The organism is Mycolicibacter senuensis (genome assembly GCF_003284925.1).
In the GTDB taxonomy this organism is placed as follows: Bacteria; Actinomycetota; Actinomycetes; order Mycobacteriales; family Mycobacteriaceae; genus Mycobacterium; species Mycobacterium algericum_A.
This window is the reverse complement of the sequence record NZ_QMEX01000036.1, coordinates 1-17,557: the sequence shown is the minus strand read 5'-3', so window position 1 is coordinate 17,557 and position 17,557 is coordinate 1. Positions and strand designations below refer to the sequence as shown.

The window sequence follows — 17,557 nt, the reverse complement described above, 5'->3', positions numbered from 1 at the left end:
GGACCGCCACCGACTATCCACCCGGCCACGAACGACATCGGCAACATCGTGCCGACCAGGGCGTCGCCTCGACACCCAACCGGACGCAAGCATCGTGACCCATCCGGCACCCACTCGCCCGCCGCAGCTGTTCTGCGCGCCGAACCTTCGCTGCGCCGAGGTGGCCAGACAGCTGGTGGTACTCGATCTGTCCGCGGGCGTCTACGACGTGATCAACGAGGTCGGTGCGGCCATGTGGGCACAACTGACGCGGTCACCCGACGAGCGCAACATCACCGGCCTCGCCGAAAAGTACGGAGTCGCACCTGCCACGCTGGCAGCCGACTTCGTCGACTTCGCCACGGCCCAGTTGGCCGCGGGTCGCCTCGTCACCGATCAGCGCGCGACACCGCGACCTATCGAGCGGTCACCGCGGCGCGCCCCGACCATTCTGCGCGCGTTATGGGAACGTATTGCCGCAGAACGCGATCTGCAAAGGGGCTTCGCAACGGCCTACGCAGATCGGGTAGGGCCGACGGCCGACACCAGTGCGCCACGCATCGCCGTAGAACTCTTGATGAGACGCTTCCGAACCGCCGAGAGCCTCTACCCGGCCCGCCAGGCTCCGCTGGATTGTTTGCCGCGCTCGCTCGCCCTGACCCGCTTCCTGCGAACCGCCGGTTGGCCGGCTCTGCACGTGATGGGCGTGGCGCTCTACCCGTTCGAGGCTCATGCCTGGGTGGAGTTGAACGGGACCGCCCTGAATGAGGGCGACCTGCGGCGCTTCACCGTGATCCAGCAGGCGTGATGCAACCGGCCCGGCCATCACTGGATGGATTCCTGGTAGCGCTGCCCACCGAGACACCGGCACGCGTCCACGGGTGGCCTGGATTTCAGCGGTTCGGCGAATCCGCGGTGTGGTTTCATGGCTTCCTCGCGAGCCCGGCATCGCTCCGCAGGGAGTTGGACCTGGCGAAGTCGGCGCCCTTGGCGCAGATCGTGGCGGCCGGGTTGCGGCGGTGGCCCAACGACGCGGCCGAACGCATGGTCGGCGAGTACGCCGCGGTGGTGGTGAACGGCCCCGATGCCGTCCTGTTCGGGGATCGCATGGGCCTGCGTCCGCTGTACTTCGCCGGCGCGACGGACGGCACCGTGGTCTCGACCGACCTCGGCGCCCTGGTTCGCCAGACCGGTGCATGGCATGAACCCGACGAGGACTACCTGGCCGATATGTTCAGTGCCGGCTTGCATCTGGGGCCCCGAACGCCGTATCGCGGCATAAGCCGACTGCAACCCGGTGAGTTTGCCAGCTGCCGGGCGGGCCGCCTGCGGGTACGAGGTGGTTGGCGTCCACCCGAGGAGCCGCGCCCGGGAACCTTCGACGAGCACCAGGAGCTACTGCGCGTAGCCGTCAAACATGCTGTCGCGGGGGCATTGTCGTCTGACGGTACGCACGCCGTCGAGTTGTCGGGCGGGCTGGACACCTCGACTGTCTTGGCCGTGGCCACCGGCATCACCCCGATACATGCACTGAGCTTCGTCCATCCCGGCTCCCCGGGCAGCGACGAGTCTTCTTGGATTCGAGCTGCCCTTCGATCGACGCCGGCACCGTGGCATCCGATCGACGCCACCGAGCATGGGCCCTTCACGGCGGGGCCGGAACTCGGCATCTTCCTGCCGGCACCGACACGCCGGATTCTCAACTGGGCACCCAACGCTGCCGAGGAGGCTCTTGCGAGGGAGCTGGGTGTGCGAACGATTCTGACCGGCGAGGGCGGGGACGCCGTGTTTCTCGCGGGCCTGCTTCCCTGGTACTTGGCCGACCTGTTGCGAACCGGACGATGGGCGCAACTACAGCGCGAGTCGCTGAGATGGGGCGCGCAGTCCGAACTGGGGCGTTCCGCCGCTTTCTGGGTACGGCGTGCGGCAATCGACGGGCTGCGGCGATGGCGAAGCGGCCGGACGCTCACCCTGGAACCACCCCGGCCCATCGCCGCATCGGCACCGTGGTTGCGCCAGGACTACATCGAGCGTCACCGCCTGCAGCACCGGGCACAGGTCACCACGACCGTCCGTGCGCGGTCGGTGCACGGCCAGGCCGTCGTGGAGAGCGTCCTGCGCTGCGTCGAGTTCGCCAGATCCCGCCAGCTGTTCGCCCCGGAAGGCATCGAAGTGCGTCATCCACTCTTGGCGCCTTCGTTGGTCGACGTGGCGATGACCACGCCGTGGGACATCGCCGCAGATCCTCGGATCGACCGTGCCGTGCAACGGTACGCGTTCGCCGGGCTAGTCAGCGAGACCGTACTTCGCCGGCGGTCGAAGTCGATCGCCGACGAGGCGATATTGCACGGATTTGAGCGCAACCCCCGCTGGCGCGAATACCTCGGCACGAATCCGCAGATCGTGCAGCGCGGCTATGTCGACGCCGACGCCTGGGACCGCGCGCTGCACTCCGCCGGGCGCATTGGCGCGGTGACCCAGTTCTACACCGCGATGCAGATCGAGGTCTGGCTGCGCCACCTACACCATGCGGCCGACCCGACACAACGGATTGCCGCATCAGAGTACTTTAGTACCGATTCAAGGGATTTTCGGACGTGACCCGAGGTAGCTCGTATACTTTTGTAGCCAGCAGGAATCAGATCACGGAGGTCTTACGGTGCAGAGCTACTCTCCCCCACTGGTGGTGCACGTTGGGGACGTGCGTGATGCCACCCAGGGCAGTGGTAACTACCTTTCCGACAGCAGTACCGGCTACGGCTACATGGGCTGGTACAGCCGGCACTACGACACCCCCGACACGGTGGCACCGCTGCCACCCCGCTGACCGCCGCAGGACTGCGCCGGTCAGCGGGGCCTGTTGTCCCGCGGTCGCGTCGGCGTAGCCAACCGGTCATTCCCGAGCGATGCGGGGTCGGCATCGTTAGCCGCGTGCAGTCGCGTATACAGGCCGCCGAGCGTGAGCAATTGTTCGTGGGTACCCTGCTCCACCGCCCGCCCCTGGCTGAGGACAATGATCCGATCGGCCACGGATGCAATGAAATCCATGTCATGGCTGACCACCAGGCAGGTTCGATCGCCGGCATATTCGCGGATCACTGCGGTCACCCTCGCCCGCTGATCCGTATCCAGGTTCTCGGTCGGCTCGTCGAGCAGTAACACCTCGGGCCGACGGAGCAGGCACCGGGCGAAGGCGATCAATCGCTTCTGGCCACCAGACGGCACCTCCACATCGATGACGGTGTCGTAGCCGTCTCGCACCTTGGCCGGATCGCAGATCACGCTATGAACGTGGGCCAGCTCGCATGCCGCTTCGATGTCGCGGTCGGTGGCGTCGTGTTTGCCCAGCCGCACATTCTCGCGGATGGTGTCTTTCAAGAAGAACGGGAACTGCGCGAGCTTGGACACCTGCTCGCGCAGCGAATGCAGCGTCACGTCGCGGATATCGTGTCCGTCCAACAAGATCCGGCCACCCTGCGGGTCCAGGAACCGGAGCAACAGATTGAAGACGGTCGACTTGCCGGATCCGATCGGGCCGACCAGCGCGACCGTTTCACCCTCCGCGATCGAGAATGACAGCCCGTCGAGTATCTTCTGGTGCGGCGAATAACTGAATGTCACGTCGTCGAACACCACGCTGCCGCGGACCTCACCGAGCGGCGTGGCGTTCGGTCGCTCCCGCACGGTCGCCTCGGTGTCGAGGAGTTCATACGTTGACGCAATGTGCGGCAGGATCGACTTGTACGTCGTGTACGCCAACACCATCCGCTGCACCGCCGCGAACATCGTCGGCACGTAGGCGATGAACACCACCAGGCCCGCGAAGGTGAGACCAAAGCGGCCGCTGAATGCGATACCGGTGATCAACACCAGCACGGTGCTCAGCGCGATGAAAACCTGAACTCCGTTGGCCGCGGCCTGCATCCAGATCCTCATCGCGGCCATATTCCTCGTTGCGGACGTCGACGAGACCCGGAACAACTCGTTGCGTTGACGTTGGGCATTGAATACCTGAATCTCGGCGATACCACTGGTGGTCTCCGCGAGTTCGCTGCTCATGGCGCGGTTTGCCATCATCGCCCGTCGGGTGGCAGTCTGAAGCCTCTTCCCCGCGAGGCGAAGTGCCATCAGCGCCAAGGGGGCCAGCACCAGCGACACGATCGTCATCTGCCACGACAGCGCCAGCAGATAGCTCAATGCGATCAGCAGCACCACGGCGTCGACTGCCGGTGGGACAAGGCACTCGGTCAAGAGCCGCTGAACACACGGGGCCTCTTGCTGTACTCGCTGGATAAGCGCACCACTGCGCGCGCCTATGAAGAAATCCAGTGACAGCGACTGAATATGGCCGTGAACGCGCTGGAGGATCGCGCTGAGCAGCTTCCGCTCGACGTGTGCGCCGACCCAGGCGTTGGCGAAACTCAGGGCTTGCGCGAGCACCAGCGAAACCGCCCATACCGCCAGCAGCGTCGCGAAAGTCACCGGTGTTGTCAGCCAACCGAAAATGCCGGTGGACCCACCGCTTTCGCGGCTCAGCAACGCCCCCCGCGAGCCCCACACGTCAGCCAGATTGCCGTCCATGCCCGCAACTGCGACCGCCTGCATCAGCGGCCCGAACGCCGCGTTGGACACGAACGGCAGCGCGGTGACGAACAACCCCAGCAGGACCGAGAGCAGTACCGTACCGCGGACCGTGTGCAGCATGACCAGGCTGCGTCGGATGTACATGGACCCGCTCCTCGATCAAGGCGTCGGCAGGGTCGTCAGTTTGCGACACCGCTTTTTCCAGCGCGAACACTGTGACAGTGGGATGATCTGCTGATGTCGTTCCAGTAACCCGCCGACCACAGCTTCTGTGGCCAACCCGGAAAGCCCTGCGCGCCTGATGCCCAACATCGTCACGACATCCCTCGCAGCAATCGTCGCAGTGGCGTTAGTTTCGGTGACATCATGCGGCAACAACGAATCGCGTTCGACAACAGCGCAACCGACTTCGACTCAGGTGTCACCTCGGACGCCTGCCGATCCCATGCCGACCGCCGCCTCGGAATCGGGAGAGTCCAACGGTAAGACCTATACCGTCGCGGCCGCCACGATCGCCGGAGCCACTCCGGACGGTGGCGGACGCTGGCACGCCGAGGTCGCTCAGGTGTCCGGTGGTGACCCCTCGGTGGCCGAGGCGTTCAACAAAGCCGGTGACGCCTCGGCCCGCGACCAGATCGAGCAGGTGCGCACCGATGCGGACTCGATACCGTCGTGGACCTTCGAAGTGAAGTCCGAGTTGTTCTTTCGGCCTACCGCGCTCGCGCAACTTCTCACCGGTGTCTACTACGCGCACGGGGCCGCCCATCCGAACAACTACGTCAGCACGGTCGTCATCGACAGCCGTAGCGCCAGACCCATCACGTTGAGCGACCTGTTCTCCGATGAGCAGGACGGCCTCAACCGGCTCTCGGAACAGACCAAGCGGATATGGCCGACGGTCTACGGTGACGGTGGCGAGCCGATGCTCGACGAACCCGGCAACCGGCCGATCGCAAAGAACTTCGCGAACTGGATTCCGACCGCCGACGGCTTGGAACTTCATTTCGCCGACTACCAGTTCGGGCACGGCTTGCCGGTGATCACCGTGCCGTGGGCGGCGCTGACCGATGTGCTGGCGCCCGACATGGCGGTGCTTGCACAGCGGTGAGCACAAGGCTCAGAAGAGCCGGTAGAAGTCGCGTGCGATCTCGAACCCGTGACCGTCGCCGTTCTCGCAACGGATACCGGAGGTCTCGCTGACGCAGCTGTAGCCGGGCATCTTCTCGCGATCCCCGTACTGCAGCGTGCGCGCGTCGCCACCGAAGGTGGTATCACCGGCGCACACGAACTCCGGCTTACCGGTGGCCTCGAGGTTGATGCCCTGGCCGTATCCGGTCTGACTCGGACAGTCTGCCGGCCGGGGCGGCGGCGACCAGTCCCGATCCCGGACGTCGCACCGAACCCAGTCCGAATCGGCCAGGCATGCGATGTTTCCGCTGGGGGACTCGAAGAAGTGCATCTCCGACTCGGCGGCGGCAGCGGCAGCGCCGCTGATCGCCGCGACGGTCAGGGTTGCGGCGGCGATCACTGCGTGGACGGGGGCTCTCATACCGAGACGATAATCCAAAATAGAAATGAGTGCGGTTTTTCGCGAACCTTTCCGTCGCGGTGGCCTCGAAGGGGGTATAGCTGCCGACCCGCCCCGTCGGCCGCCACGATTTCCGCCGCCTGGCACGCAATACTGAGGCAATGCCTGCTGCCCGTCGAGCACTCGTCGCGGTCCTGGTCGCCCTGTTGGCCCCGGCCTCCCCTGTTTTACCGGCCTCCCCCGCCTCCGCGGAGCCCCTCCAGCCCGCGTTCGCCAGACTGGCCGGCACCATCCCGGCCACCATCGGTATCGCCTACGCCCCGGTCGGCCAGAACGGCGCCGGCACGCTCGGCACCCTGCAGAACGGGGTGGCCTGGTCGACCATCAAGGTCCCGCTGGCAATCGCGGCGATCCACGCCAACCGCCCGAATGCGCAAGACCTCGCGGCCCGGGCCGTCACCGCCTCCGACAACGACGCCGCCGAGAAGTTGTGGTCCGAACTCGGCCCGGCGCCGCAGGCCGCCCAGCAGGTGCAAGCCGTGCTACGGGCCGGCGGCGACACCGGCACCGCAGTCGAATCCCGGCGGCTGCGGCCCGAATTCAGCGCCTTCGGCCAGACCCAGTGGCCGCTGGCCCGCCAAGCGGTGTTCGCCGCCCACCTGCCGTGCATGGCCGTTGCCGCCCCGGTGGTCGGCCTGATGAAAAACACTGTGACCAGCCAGCGTTGGGGCCTGGCGAAGATCGGCGCACCGACCAAAGGCGGTTGGGGCCCCGGCCCCGGCGGCGGCTACCTGGTGCGGCAGTTCGGTATCGTCGGTACCCCGCGGGGCGATGTCGCGGTGGCGATGGCCGCCGAACCGAACAACGGCAGCTTCGATGCCGGGGTGGCCGCGCTCGACCAGATGACCGAGTGGCTCAGCGCCAATGCCGCCGCGCTACCGGGCGGCCGCTGCGGCGGGTAGGTTAGCGGCTAACCACTTGTTACCCGCGAGTAGGAGACAGCAATGCCCGCTCCGTCCACCGCAGAATTCGACCGGCTGCGCGCGCTGGTCGCCATCGAGGACGCTGACGCCCGCCAGTCGAAGACCATCGACGAGGTCTTCACCGGCAAACCACTGACCACCATCCCGGTGGGCACCGCCGAGGATGTGACGGCGGCCTTCGCCAAGGCCCGCACCGCCCAACAGCAGTGGGCGGCCCGCAGCGTCAAGGAGCGCTGCGCGATCATCGAGCGCTACCGCGATCTGGTGATCGCAAACCGGGACTTCCTGATGGACGTCGCTCAGGCCGAGACCGGCAAGGCCCGTTCGGCGGCCCAGGAGGAGATCGTCGACATCATGCTCAACGCGCGCTACTACGCGCGCCAGGCCACCAAGCTGCTGGCCCCCAAGCGGGTGCAGGGCCTGCTGCCCGGCATCGTCAAGACCGTGGTCAATCACCACCCGAAGGGCGTCGTCGGGGTCATCTCACCGTGGAATTACCCGATGACACTGTCGATTTCGGATGCGATTCCCGCACTGTTGGCCGGTAACGCCGTGGTGGTCAAACCGGACAGCCAGACCCCGTACTGCACGCTGGCCAACGCTGAACTGCTGTACCAGGCCGGTCTGCCGCGTGAGCTGTTCGCGGTGGTGCCCGGCCCGGGGTCGGTGGTCGGCACCGCGATCGTGCAGCAGTGCGACTACCTGATGTTCACCGGATCCAGCGCCACCGGCCGCTCGCTGGCCGAACAGTGCGGCGCCCGGCTGATCGGGTTCTCTGCCGAACTGGGCGGCAAGAACCCGATGATCGTCACCAAGGGTGCGAACCTGCCCGAGGTCGCCAAAGCCGCCACTCGGGCCTGCTTCTCCAACGCCGGGCAGCTGTGCATCTCGATCGAGCGGATCTACGTCGAACGGGAGATCGCCGACGAGTTCGCCGCGAAGTTCGCCGAGCAGGTGCGCGCCATGAAGCTGTCGGCCGCCTACGACTTCTCCGCAGACATGGGCAGCTTGATCTCCGAAGACCAGATCAAAACCGTCTCCAATCATGTCGACGACGCAAAGGCCAAGGGCGCCAAGGTTATCGCCGGCGGTAACGCCCGCCCCGACATCGGGCCGCTGTTCTTCGAACCCACCGTGCTGACCGACGTCACCGACGAGATGGAATGCGGGCGCAACGAGACGTTCGGGCCGGTGGTCTCCATATACCCCGTCGACAGCGTCGACGAGGCCATCGCCAAAGCCAACGACACCGAGTACGGGCTCAACGCCAGTGTGTGGGCTGCAACCAAGGCGCAGGGTGAGGCGATCGCCGCCCGGATCAAGTCCGGCACCGTCAACGTCGACGAAGGCTACGCACTGGCATTCGGCAGCACCGCGGCGCCGATGGGTGGGATGAAGGCGTCCGGGGTGGGCCGCCGCCACGGCGCCGACGGCATCCTGAAGTACACCGAGTCGCAGACGGTCTCCACTGCCCGGGTTCTGAATCTGGATCCGCCGCTTGGGATCCCGGGTCCGCTGTGGCAGAAACTGCTGACCCCGATGATCCGCCTGGTCCAGGCGCTACCCGGCCGGTAGCGCTTCGACCCGCCACCGGCTGGCCGCCGACGCTCGCAGCCGTGACGCTGCTCGGTGCTGCCGAGCCGATCAGCGACGACCTGTCCGGGCTTTGCCCCGGCTGGCGGCATGCTCCAGATCCGCCAGCGCCGGTTCGATGGCATCGGCCATCTTGTGGATGTCCTCGGCGACTTCCGGGGTGGTCACGAACCCGAAGTCGAGGTGGTCGCGGTAGGAGAAGCAGGTGATGTTCAGCGCCACGTCCATGACCGGTGGCCCCAGCGGCACCAGCGATTCCACTTCCGCGCCGGCCATGTAGAGCGGGAACGGCGGGCCGGGAACGTTGGAGACGACGAGGTTGATCGGGGCCAGCCGATTCGACAGGCCGGTCGCGGTGTAGGCGCGCGCGGCAAGCTGCAGCAACCCGGGCGGTGTGGTGTCGGTCAGGCCCATGATCTGGTGCGCCGACAGTGCCTTGGCCATCTGTTTGGCGCTCTGGGTGTTCTCGTGAATCATCTTGAGCCGCTGGCCCGCGCCCTCGAGATCGGTGGCCAACGACACCGTCATCGAACTGACCTTGTTGCCGACCTCACCCTGGCTCTCCTCGGTGCGGGTCGACACCGGGATCTGGGCGACCAGCGGCTTGTCCGGCAACTCGCCGCGCTCACTCAGATATTGCCGGACGGCGCCGGCGACCATGGCGAGCACGACGTCGTTGAGTTTCACGCCGTAGGCGTCCTTGACGGCCTTGACCCGGGCCAACTCGACGCGGCAGGCGGTAATCCGCCGGTGCGGCGACACGCTGGCATTGAACCGGGTCACCGGGGCGTCGAAGTAGCGTGGCGGTTTACGTGCCACGCCCAGACCGATCGTGGCGATCTGCTGACGGACGGTCTGTTGCAGCAACCGGCCGATGCGAAACGGCGTCATGACCGCGACGTTGACCAGCGCACCGATGGCACGGCGCTCGAAGCTGGGAATGCCGTCATCGGTTGGCGATCCGATCGCCTGCGGTTCCGGTGGACGCGGTTCCGGCGTGACGTCCAGCATGATCTCGGAGAGGCCCGCGCCCGAGACACCGTCGACGATCGCGTGGTGCATCTTGGTCAGCGTCGCGACCCGGCCGCCGTTGACCCCCTCGATCACCCACACTTCCCACAGCGGTCGGGAACGGTCCAGTTTGTAGGACATCAACCGGCCTACGAGCTCTTCGACCTCGCGGCGCCCGCCCGGGGCCGGGACGCCGATACGCCGCACATGGAAGTCGATGTCGAGTTCGTGGTCTTCGACGAACCACGGCCGGTCCAGACCCAGCGGCGCACCGCTGACCTTCCAGCGCAGCTGCGGCAGTTGCGGTAGGCGCTCGATCAGCAGTTGGCGGACCAGCCCAAAACTGTAATTCGGTGCCTGGCTGGTATCCAGGATCGCCAGCCCACCGATGTGCATGTGCCAGCCCGCAGTCTCGGCAGACCAGAACGCGGCGTCGACGCCCGAAAGTCGCTGCATCGACCGAGACTAGCCCCGCGACCCCGGTCACCGGATACGGATCGCGGGAATCTCGCTGGGCCCATCACATGTGGTTGGCGTGTACCTCATCGGCGGGACGGGCTTCGGTCTGCTCCTTGGCCCACCGGTAGTCGGGCTTGCCGGCCGGGGAACGCTTGACCTCGTCGACGAACCACAGACTGCGGGGCACCTTGTAGCCGGCGATCTCGGTGCGTGCGCAGGTGTTGATCTCCTCCAGCGACGGCCGAGCATCGCCGCGCGGCTGCACCACCGCGGCCACGTGTTGGCCGTAGCGGGCGTCGGGCACGCCGACCACCAGGGCGTCGAACACGTCCGGGTGGGTTTTGAGGGCGGCCTCGACCTCCTCGGGGTAGATCTTCTCGCCCCCGGAGTTGATCGACACCGAGCCGCGACCGAGCATGGTGACGGTGCCGTCGGCCTCAACCTGCGCGTAGTCGCCGGGGATGGCGTAGCGCACGCCGTTGATGGTGCGGAAGGTTTCCGCGGTCTTCTTCTCGTCCTTGTAGTAGCCGACGGGGATGTGGCCGCGCTTGGCGATGATGCCGCGGACGCCGGAGCCGGGCTGGACTTCGTTGCCGTCCTCGTCGAGCACCACGGTGGTCTTGTCGATGGTGACCCGGGGGCCGCCGGTGTGCGCCTCGCCCTTGGCGACGATGCTGGTGCCGCCGAAACCGGTCTCGCTCGACCCGATGGAGTCGGTGATGATCCGGTTGGGCAGCAGCTCCAGCAGCTTCTCCTTGATGCTGGGGCTGAACAGCGCCGCGGTGGATGCCAGCAGGAACAGCGATGACAGGTCGTACTCTTCGCCTTCGGCCTGGGCGGCCAGCAGCGCGTCGAGTAGCGGGCGCGCCATGGCGTCGCCGGTGAAGAACAGCAGGTTCACCTTGTGGTCGTGGATGGTGCGCCAGACCTGATCAGGGTCGAATTCCGGTGCCAGCACCACGGTTTGGCCGCTGAACAGCGACATCCAGGTGGCCGACTGGGTGGCGCCGTGGATCATCGGCGGGATCGGGTGGCGGACCATCGGCGGGTTGGCCGCGGCCTGCTTGGCCAGGTCGTACTCGTCGGCGACCGGCTCGCCGGTGGCGAAGTCGGTGCCGCCGAACAGCACCCGGTAGATGTCCTCGTGGCGCCACATCACGCCCTTGGGGAACCCGGTGGTGCCGCCGGTGTAGAGCAGGTAGATGTCGTCGGCGCTGCGCGGGCCGAAGTCGCGCTCCGGTGAGCCCTGAGCCAGTGCGGCCTCGAACTCCACACCGCCGTAGCGGGCGTAGTCCAGATCGCTGCCGTCCTCGACCACCAGGATGGTCTTGACGTTCGGGGTGTCGGGCAGCACGTTGGCGACCCGGTCGGCGTATTGGCGCTCGTGCACCAGCGCGACCATGTCGGAGTTGTCGAACAGGTAACGCAGCTCGCCCTCGACGTAGCGGAAGTTGACGTTGACCAGGATGGCGCCGGCCTTGACGATGCCCAACATCGCAACGACGATCTCGTTGCGGTTCCGGCAGTAGAGGCCGACCTTGTCGTCCTTCTTGACGCCCTGGTCGATCAAGTAGTGGGCCAGCCGGTTGGCCTTCTCCTCCAGTTGGGCGTAGGTCAGCTGCTCGTCCCCACAGATCAGGGCAACCCGATCCGGAACGGCGTCGACGGCGTGTTCGGCGAGATCCGCGATGTTGAGAGCCACACCACACAAACTAGAACGTGTTACATTTCGTTTTCAAGTCGAGGCCTCAACGCGGAAAGGCGGACGCCGGTGAGCGAGTCGTCACAACAGCCCCACGCCCTGGTTGAACAGCGCGGGCACACGCTGATCGTCACGCTGAACCGGCCCGAGTCCCGCAACGCGTTGAGTGGCGAAATGCTGGCGATCATGGTTGAGGCCTGGGACCGGGTGGACAACGATGACGACATCCGCTCATGCATCCTGACCGGCGCCGGCGGCTACTTCTGCGCCGGCATGGACCTCAAGGCGGCCAACAAGAAGGCGCCCGGCGACTCGTTCAAAGACGGCAGCTACGACCCGTCACGCATCGACGGACTGCTCAAGGGCCGCCGGCTGACCAAACCGCTGATCGCCGCAGTGGAAGGGCCCGCGATCGCCGGGGGTACCGAGATCCTGCAGGGCACCGACATCCGCATCGCCGGGCAGAGCGCCAAATTCGGCATCTCCGAGGCCAAGTGGAGCCTGTACCCGATGGGCGGCTCCGCGGTGCGCCTGGTCCGCCAGATTCCGTACACGATGGCGTGTGACCTGCTCTTTACCGGTCGGCACATCACCGCCGCCGAGGCGCTGGAGATGGGCTTGATCGGCCACGTGGTGCCCGACGGTTCCGCGCTGGACAAGGCGTTGGAGATCGCCGAGCAGATCAACAACAACGGTCCGCTGGCGGTGCAGGCGATGCTGCGCACCATCCACGAGACCGAGGGCATGCACGAGAACGACGCCTTCCAGATCGACACCAAGATCGGCATCAAGGTGTTCTTGAGCGAGGACGCCAAGGAGGGACCGCGCGCCTTCGCCGAGAAGCGCAAGCCCGAGTTCAAGAATCGCTGATGCGGATCGCTGTCACCGGCGGCACCGGATACCTCGGCGCCCACACCGTTCGGGCACTGCTGGAAGCCGGGCATTCGGTGCATCTGCTGGTCGCGCCGGGCTGCGGTGACGAGCCCGTCATTCCGCGGTTGCGCGAGCTGGGCACGCTGGAGGTGCTCGACGGCGACATCCGCGACACCGCGGTGGTGGCCGCGCTGCTGGAGGGCTGTGACGCGGTGCTGCACGCCGCCGGAGTGGTCGGCACCAACGACCGGCAAGAGAAGTTGATGTGGGACATCAACGCCTACGCCACCGAGGCGATCCTGACCCGCGCGGTGGAAGCCGGCCTGGACCCCGTGGTGTCGGTCAGCAGCTACAGCGCACTGTTCCCGCCGCCCGACGGTGTTATCGGCCCGGACTCGCCCACCGTTCCCGGGCGCAGCGCCTACGCCCGCACCAAGGCCTACGGCGAGCGGGTGGCCCGGCGACTGCAGGACGAGGGGCACCCGGTCGTGGTCACCTATCCCTCCAGCGTGGTCGGTCCCGCGTTCTGGACGGCACCCGGCGTCACCGAGCGGGGCTGGGCGCCGATCGTGAAGTACCGGGTGGCCCCGGTAGTGCGCGGCGGTATGGCGATGGTCGACGTGCGCGATGTCGGCCAGGTGCATTCGTCTTTGATGAAGCCCGGTCGAGGCCCGCACCGCTACCTGTGCGGCGGGATCATGGTCAGCTTCGACGAGATGATCGCCGCGGTGGAGCGGGGCCTGGGCAAGCCGGTGCGCCGAATCCGGGTGGCCCCCAGTGTTTTCAAGGGCATCGGCTGGGTCAGCGATCTGGCCAGTAAGTTGCTGCCGCTGCCGGAGTCGCTCAGCTACGAGGCGGCCTGGCTGCTGACCTCGGCCACTCCGACCGACGACTCGGCCACGTTGGCGGATCTCGGCTTGCAGTGGCGTTCGCCTGTGGACGCGATTGTGGAGTCTTTGCGGGCTGGGCTCAGCCCCGCTGCGCCGGTCCTGCCGCCAACCATCCCGCCGAACGTGTAACCACTGCCGAATTTCGGTGGCATTTTCGCAGCCAGTACACGTTCGGCGGTTGTGTCAGTGGTAGTCGGCAGACTCCCGCCATGGCGACACCGTTCCTGGGCAGCGAGGCCATCCGAAGCGGGCGGCTGACGCCCTACGCCTTGCGGAGCCGATTCGTCGCGATCCATCCGGACGTTTATGTTCCAGCCGGTACTCGACCCACCGCGGTATTGCGAGCCCAAGCCGCGTGGCTGTGGTCGCGGCGACGTGGCGTCGTCGCGGGCCAGTCGGCCGCCGCGCTGCACGGCGCGAAATGGGTCGATGACCACGCGCCAGCTGAATTGCTCTACGACTGTCGCCGGCCACCCAAACACATCCACTCCTGGTCGGACCGCGTCGGCGAAGACGAGGTGCAGCTGATCGGCGGCATACCGGTGACGTCGCCGGCCCGCACCGCATTGGACCTGGCCTGCCGCTATTCCCAGGTCAAGGCGGTCGCGGCCATCGACGCCCTCGGACAGGCCACCGACCTCAAGATCACCGAAGTCGAGTTGCTGGCCGAACGATACCGGGGACGCCGCGGGATCTGTGATGCCCGAATCGCGCTGCGGCTCGTCGACACCGGTTCTGACTCACCACGGGAATCCCGGCTGCGACTGTTTCTCATTCGATCCGGCTACCCGCCGCCGCAGACACAGATCCCGGTTTACGACGAATGGCAGCAGCTTGTCGCGGTCATAGACATGGGCTGGGAGGAGATCATGGTCGGCCTCGACTATGAAGGCGAACATCACCGCACCAATCCACGGCGCTTCAACCAAGACATCCGACGCCACGAGACGGTGACCGGGCTCGGCTGGATCGACCTGCGGATCACCCTCGAAGACACCGACGGCGGCATCCTTGGCCGGGTCGCGGACGCCTGGGCGCGACGAGCGTGTACTCCCAGCGATTTTCGGGCGCGCTTTTCGCGCTGAGTACACGCTCGGTTACGCGAGCACCGGCTTGCTCGGCGTGAACACCACCGGCATGGACACCGGACCGGATACGAAGTTCGCCGGTCGCAGCGGCACCTCCGCACCGTCGGCGAGTCGCAGATCCGGCAGCCGCTGCAGTACCCGCTCGGTCATCAGCGAAAGCTCCAGCCTGGCCAGCTGGTTGCCCATGCAGAAGTGGGTGCCGAAGCCGAACGCGACATGACTGTTGGGGTCGCGCTTGATGTCGAACCGTTCGGGGTCGTCGAACACCGCCTCGTCGAAGTTCGCCGATTCGAACATCAGCATGATCTTCTCACCCTGGCTGAGCTGGGTACCGTGGAACTCGGTGTCGGCGGTCAATGTGCGGCACATGTTCTTCACCGGGGAGGTCCACCGCAACATCTCCTCGATCGCCCCGGCCAGCAGACTCGCGTCGGCGCGCAGCATGTCCCACTGATCGCGGTGGCGCAACAACTGTTCGGTGCCGCCGGACAGCGTGTGCCGGGTGGTCTCGTCGCCGCCGATCAGAATCAGCAGGGTCTCGAAGATGATCTCGTCATCGGACATCACCGCCCCGTCCACCTCGGCGTTGACCAGAACGGAGAACAGGTCGTCGGTGGGTTCGGCCCGCCGTTTGACGATGATGTCGCGGGTGAATTCGGTCCAGCCGGCGAACGCCTCCATGACCGCCTGGAACGTCGCCGATGCCGGATCCAGGTGCGAGCTCTGCCCCGCCACCAAGTCGTCGGACCACTTCAACAGCTTCGAACGATCTTCGGGAAGGACGCCGAGCATGTCGCCGATCACCGCCATCGGCAGTGGCGCTGCGATATCGCGGACGAAGTCACACTCACCCCGCTCGCAGACCGCGTCGATCAACCTGTCACAGAGTTCTCCGATGGACGGCAGCTGGGCGTGCACCCGCTTACGGGTGAAGCCGGCGTTGACCAGCTTGCGGCGCACCAGATGTTCCGGGTCGTCCATGTCGATCATGTACGGCATGCCCGGCTGGTCGGGCCGGATCCCTCCGGTGCTGGAGAACAGCTCGGGGTTGCGTTCGGCGTCGATCACCGCGGCGTAGCTGGCCGCGGCGGCCAGACCATTGCGGTCCCGGAACACCGGCTCGTGAGCGCGCATCCACTTGTAGGCGGCGCGCGCTCCCCCGTCGGAGTAGAAAGTGCCGTCGGTCAAGTCGACATCAGGCTTGGTCATCGGCTTCACATCAGCCATAACCTCAGTCATCAGCATCCTCCGGATTACAGTGGGCGTCATGGCTCTTTCACAGCACACCATCGCTGGCACTGTGCTTACCATGCCGGTCCGCGTCCGTCAGGCGGATGTGCATTCCGCGATGTTCTCGGTTTCGGCGGACGCCGCGCAGGCGATGATCGACTACAGCGGCCTGCAGGTTTTCCAGTACCGGCCCGGGCAGGCGGTGGTCAACCTGATGCTGGCCCGCTACATCGACGGCGACCTGGGGAAGTACCACGAGTTCGGTACCGCGGTGATGGTCAACCCGCCAGGTTCGTCCGCCCGTGGCTGGCGCGCATTGGGCTCCGCCGGTGCGTTCATCCACCACCTGCCGGTGGATCAAGGATTTACATTAGAAGCCGGACGCACCATCTGGGGGTTCCCGAAGATCATGGCGGACTTCACCGTTCGCGACGGCAAGCGGCTGGGGTTCGATGTGGCCGCCGGCGGCCAGCACATCGCCACGATGGAATTCGGGCGCGGGCTACCGGTACCGAGTCTGTTCACCTCGAAGCCGCGGACGCTGCAGGCGTTCAGTCACCTCGATGGCGTGACCCGCCAAGTGCCCTGGGAGATGCGAGTTTCCGGGGTTCGCGGGTCGTTAGGCGGTACGACGCTGCGACTGGGCACCCACCCGTACGCACGTGAGCTGGCCGCGCTGGGCCTGCCCAAGCAGCCGATGATGTCGTCGACGGTGGGGCACGTCGAGATGACGTTCGGGGATGCCGAGGTTATTGGCCGCTAACGGAGTCTGTCTTTGGTGATGGCGTTGAGCTGCGTGAGCTTGGCGTCGTCCGGCAGGGCGGAGGCCACAGCTGCGTAGCAGGCCTGATCCCCGGCTTCGCAGATCTCTGTTAGCCGTGCGCGTAGGTGGTTGATCGCAGCGGCGGCTGTCGTCCACGCTTGCTTCTTGTCCGGGCGTCCAGGCGCGCCACTGCTTCTGAATCCAGCAACTGGTTCAGACCGGCCATTGCCATGCCGCACGGCGACCCGTCAGGCGCACTCATGCGGCTTGCCTGCCCGGGGCAACGACCTGATGCCAGGCCAGGTGATAGCGGGCGAGCTCTTCGCTCCCGTCGATCAGGGCATCAATGGCCGCCAGCAGCATCCAGTCGGCGACATCCCGGGGCAGGTGGTGAGGATAAGCCGAGAGCACCTTGTCTGCGGTGTCGGCGATGACATTGCGGAATCGTTCAATTTCGTTGTCGGCGATACCGGATCTGCGGGCCACGGCGTGGGCGACCGTCTGCACTATGCGCGGTAGCCGAGAGCTGGCGCCCGCCGCATCGGTGAGCGTGGGCCCGAGTTCGTCGATGCGCTGGCCGTAGCGGGCGCGCTCCCCAGCGCCCGGAAGTGGGTCGTTGGGGCCGGCTTCAGCTACATAGGTGTTGGGCTGATGTGTCGCGGTAGCGATGACCGCGCCGAGTAGATCAACCACGTTCAAATCGTGTCGGCGTTGGGCGGGAGCGAGCAGCGTGACGCCGGGCGGCAAGAGAACGCCGGGAGGAATCCAGCCTCCGGCCAAATCGGTTACCAGCACGATGGTGCTCTCGTCGTCGCGCAAGCCGGCCGCCCAGGCCAGGTTCGGTGCCTGGCGCGCCACCGCATCGGCTTTGCGC

General features: G+C 66.3%; 16 protein-coding genes. 10 read left to right on the top strand and 6 right to left on the bottom strand.

Translation table 11 applies throughout. The features are described from left to right. The first annotated feature begins 94 nt into the window (after positions 1-94). The 3 genes from DQP56_RS11090 to DQP56_RS11080 are packed head-to-tail and all read left to right on the top strand — an operon-like array spanning position 95 to position 2,806. Positions 95-787: a lasso peptide biosynthesis B2 protein gene (locus tag DQP56_RS11090; protein ID WP_112685363.1), complete on the top strand. Its 693-nt coding sequence runs from the start codon at positions 95-97 to the stop codon at positions 785-787. Continuing rightward, positions 787-2,580: an asparagine synthase-related protein gene (locus tag DQP56_RS11085; RefSeq protein ID WP_112685361.1), complete on the top strand. Its 1,794-nt coding sequence runs from the start codon at positions 787-789 to the stop codon at positions 2,578-2,580. Before DQP56_RS11090 ends, DQP56_RS11085 begins: the two co-directional genes overlap by 1 nt. 58 nt (positions 2,581-2,638) lie before the next feature. Next, positions 2,639-2,806 (top strand): lasso RiPP family leader peptide-containing protein, encoded by a 168-nt coding sequence (locus tag DQP56_RS11080; RefSeq protein WP_112685359.1) that lies wholly within the window; start codon positions 2,639-2,641, stop codon positions 2,804-2,806. Between the two features lie 20 nt (positions 2,807-2,826). Here the strand turns inward: DQP56_RS11080 and DQP56_RS11075 are convergent, their stop codons facing one another. Next, positions 2,827-4,683, bottom strand: a complete 1,857-nt coding sequence (locus DQP56_RS11075) for an ABC transporter ATP-binding protein (protein WP_286167742.1) — start codon at positions 4,681-4,683, stop codon at positions 2,827-2,829. Between the two features lie 325 nt (positions 4,684-5,008). On the opposite strand from DQP56_RS11075, the gene DQP56_RS11070 reads away from it, so the two are divergent. Continuing rightward, on the top strand, positions 5,009-5,671 hold the full coding sequence (locus DQP56_RS11070; protein WP_234825614.1) for a DUF3298 domain-containing protein: 663 nt from the start codon (positions 5,009-5,011) through the stop codon (positions 5,669-5,671). Between the two features lie 9 nt (positions 5,672-5,680). Here DQP56_RS11070 and DQP56_RS11065 read toward each other — a convergent pair whose 3' ends face one another. After that, the gene (locus tag DQP56_RS11065) at positions 5,681-6,112 is read right to left on the bottom strand and encodes a DUF6636 domain-containing protein (RefSeq protein ID WP_112685355.1); all 432 of its coding nucleotides are present in this window, start codon (positions 6,110-6,112) and stop codon (positions 5,681-5,683) included. A gap of 140 nt (positions 6,113-6,252) precedes the next feature. Between DQP56_RS11065 and DQP56_RS11060 the strand changes: the two genes are divergently transcribed. Both DQP56_RS11060 and DQP56_RS11055 read left to right on the top strand, forming a co-directional pair. After that, entirely contained in the window at positions 6,253-7,053 is an 801-nt protein-coding gene (locus tag DQP56_RS11060) for a hypothetical protein (RefSeq protein WP_234825613.1), read from the top strand. Positions 7,054-7,095: 42 nt separating this feature from the next. After that, on the top strand, positions 7,096-8,649 hold the full coding sequence (locus DQP56_RS11055; protein WP_112685353.1) for a succinic semialdehyde dehydrogenase: 1,554 nt from the start codon (positions 7,096-7,098) through the stop codon (positions 8,647-8,649). 69 nt (positions 8,650-8,718) lie between these two features. Here DQP56_RS11055 and DQP56_RS11050 read toward each other — a convergent pair whose 3' ends face one another. Both DQP56_RS11050 and fadD19 read right to left on the bottom strand, forming a co-directional pair. Then, positions 8,719-10,134, bottom strand: coding sequence for a WS/DGAT/MGAT family O-acyltransferase (locus DQP56_RS11050; RefSeq protein ID WP_112685351.1), 1,416 nt, complete (start codon positions 10,132-10,134; stop codon positions 8,719-8,721). A gap of 64 nt (positions 10,135-10,198) precedes the next feature. Next, on the bottom strand, positions 10,199-11,839 hold the full coding sequence (gene fadD19, locus DQP56_RS11045) for a medium/long-chain-fatty-acid--CoA/3-oxocholest-4-en-26-oate--CoA ligase (protein ID WP_112685349.1): 1,641 nt from the start codon (positions 11,837-11,839) through the stop codon (positions 10,199-10,201). A 69-nt stretch (positions 11,840-11,908) separates the two neighbouring features. Here fadD19 and DQP56_RS11040 point away from each other — a divergent pair, with 69 nt between their 5' ends. The 3 genes from DQP56_RS11040 (at position 11,909) to DQP56_RS11030 (ending at position 14,687) form a co-directional block, all read left to right on the top strand. After that, positions 11,909-12,709 (top strand): crotonase/enoyl-CoA hydratase family protein, encoded by an 801-nt coding sequence (locus tag DQP56_RS11040; RefSeq protein WP_112685347.1) that lies wholly within the window; start codon positions 11,909-11,911, stop codon positions 12,707-12,709. Next, positions 12,709-13,731, top strand: a complete 1,023-nt coding sequence (locus tag DQP56_RS11035) for an NAD-dependent epimerase/dehydratase family protein (RefSeq protein WP_112685345.1) — start codon at positions 12,709-12,711, stop codon at positions 13,729-13,731. Before DQP56_RS11040 ends, DQP56_RS11035 begins: the two co-directional genes overlap by 1 nt. Before the next feature lie 80 nt (positions 13,732-13,811). After that, the gene (locus DQP56_RS11030; protein ID WP_112685343.1) at positions 13,812-14,687 is read left to right on the top strand and encodes a type IV toxin-antitoxin system AbiEi family antitoxin; all 876 of its coding nucleotides are present in this window, start codon (positions 13,812-13,814) and stop codon (positions 14,685-14,687) included. 12 nt (positions 14,688-14,699) lie between these two features. Here DQP56_RS11030 and DQP56_RS11025 read toward each other — a convergent pair whose 3' ends face one another. Then, a complete protein-coding gene (locus DQP56_RS11025; protein ID WP_435673850.1) occupies positions 14,700-15,917 on the bottom strand; it encodes a cytochrome P450 in 1,218 nt (405 codons plus the stop codon). Between the two features lie 40 nt (positions 15,918-15,957). Between DQP56_RS11025 and DQP56_RS11020 the strand changes: the two genes are divergently transcribed. Beyond that, the gene (locus DQP56_RS11020; RefSeq protein WP_165824982.1) at positions 15,958-16,683 is read left to right on the top strand and encodes an acetoacetate decarboxylase family protein; all 726 of its coding nucleotides are present in this window, start codon (positions 15,958-15,960) and stop codon (positions 16,681-16,683) included. A gap of 258 nt (positions 16,684-16,941) precedes the next feature. Here the strand turns inward: DQP56_RS11020 and DQP56_RS11015 are convergent. Continuing rightward, positions 16,942-17,557, bottom strand: a 616-nt coding sequence (locus DQP56_RS11015) for a DUF5631 domain-containing protein (protein WP_112685339.1), incomplete at its 5' end; no start/stop codon positions are given.

Bases quoted from the DNA above. Each gene is read 5' to 3' on its own strand.
- DQP56_RS11020 (WP_165824982.1), top strand. From the start codon at position 15,958: ATGGCTCTTTCACAGCACACCATCGCTGGCACTGTGCTTACCATGCCG.
- DQP56_RS11070 (WP_234825614.1), top strand. From the start codon at position 5,009: ATGCCGACCGCCGCCTCGGAATCGGGAGAGTCCAACGGTAAGACCTAT.
- DQP56_RS11055 (WP_112685353.1), top strand. From the start codon at position 7,096: ATGCCCGCTCCGTCCACCGCAGAATTCGACCGGCTGCGCGCGCTGGTC.
- DQP56_RS11085 (WP_112685361.1), top strand. From the start codon at position 787: ATGCAACCGGCCCGGCCATCACTGGATGGATTCCTGGTAGCGCTGCCC.
- DQP56_RS11025 (WP_435673850.1), bottom strand. From the start codon at position 15,917: ATGGCTGATGTGAAGCCGATGACCAAGCCTGATGTCGACTTGACCGAC.
- DQP56_RS11060 (WP_234825613.1), top strand. From the start codon at position 6,253: ATGCCTGCTGCCCGTCGAGCACTCGTCGCGGTCCTGGTCGCCCTGTTG.
- DQP56_RS11050 (WP_112685351.1), bottom strand. From the start codon at position 10,134: ATGCAGCGACTTTCGGGCGTCGACGCCGCGTTCTGGTCTGCCGAGACT.
- DQP56_RS11030 (WP_112685343.1), top strand. From the start codon at position 13,812: ATGGCGACACCGTTCCTGGGCAGCGAGGCCATCCGAAGCGGGCGGCTG.
- DQP56_RS11035 (WP_112685345.1), top strand. From the start codon at position 12,709: ATGCGGATCGCTGTCACCGGCGGCACCGGATACCTCGGCGCCCACACC.
- DQP56_RS11075 (WP_286167742.1), bottom strand. From the start codon at position 4,683: ATGCTGCACACGGTCCGCGGTACGGTACTGCTCTCGGTCCTGCTGGGG.
- DQP56_RS11065 (WP_112685355.1), bottom strand. From the start codon at position 6,112: ATGAGAGCCCCCGTCCACGCAGTGATCGCCGCCGCAACCCTGACCGTC.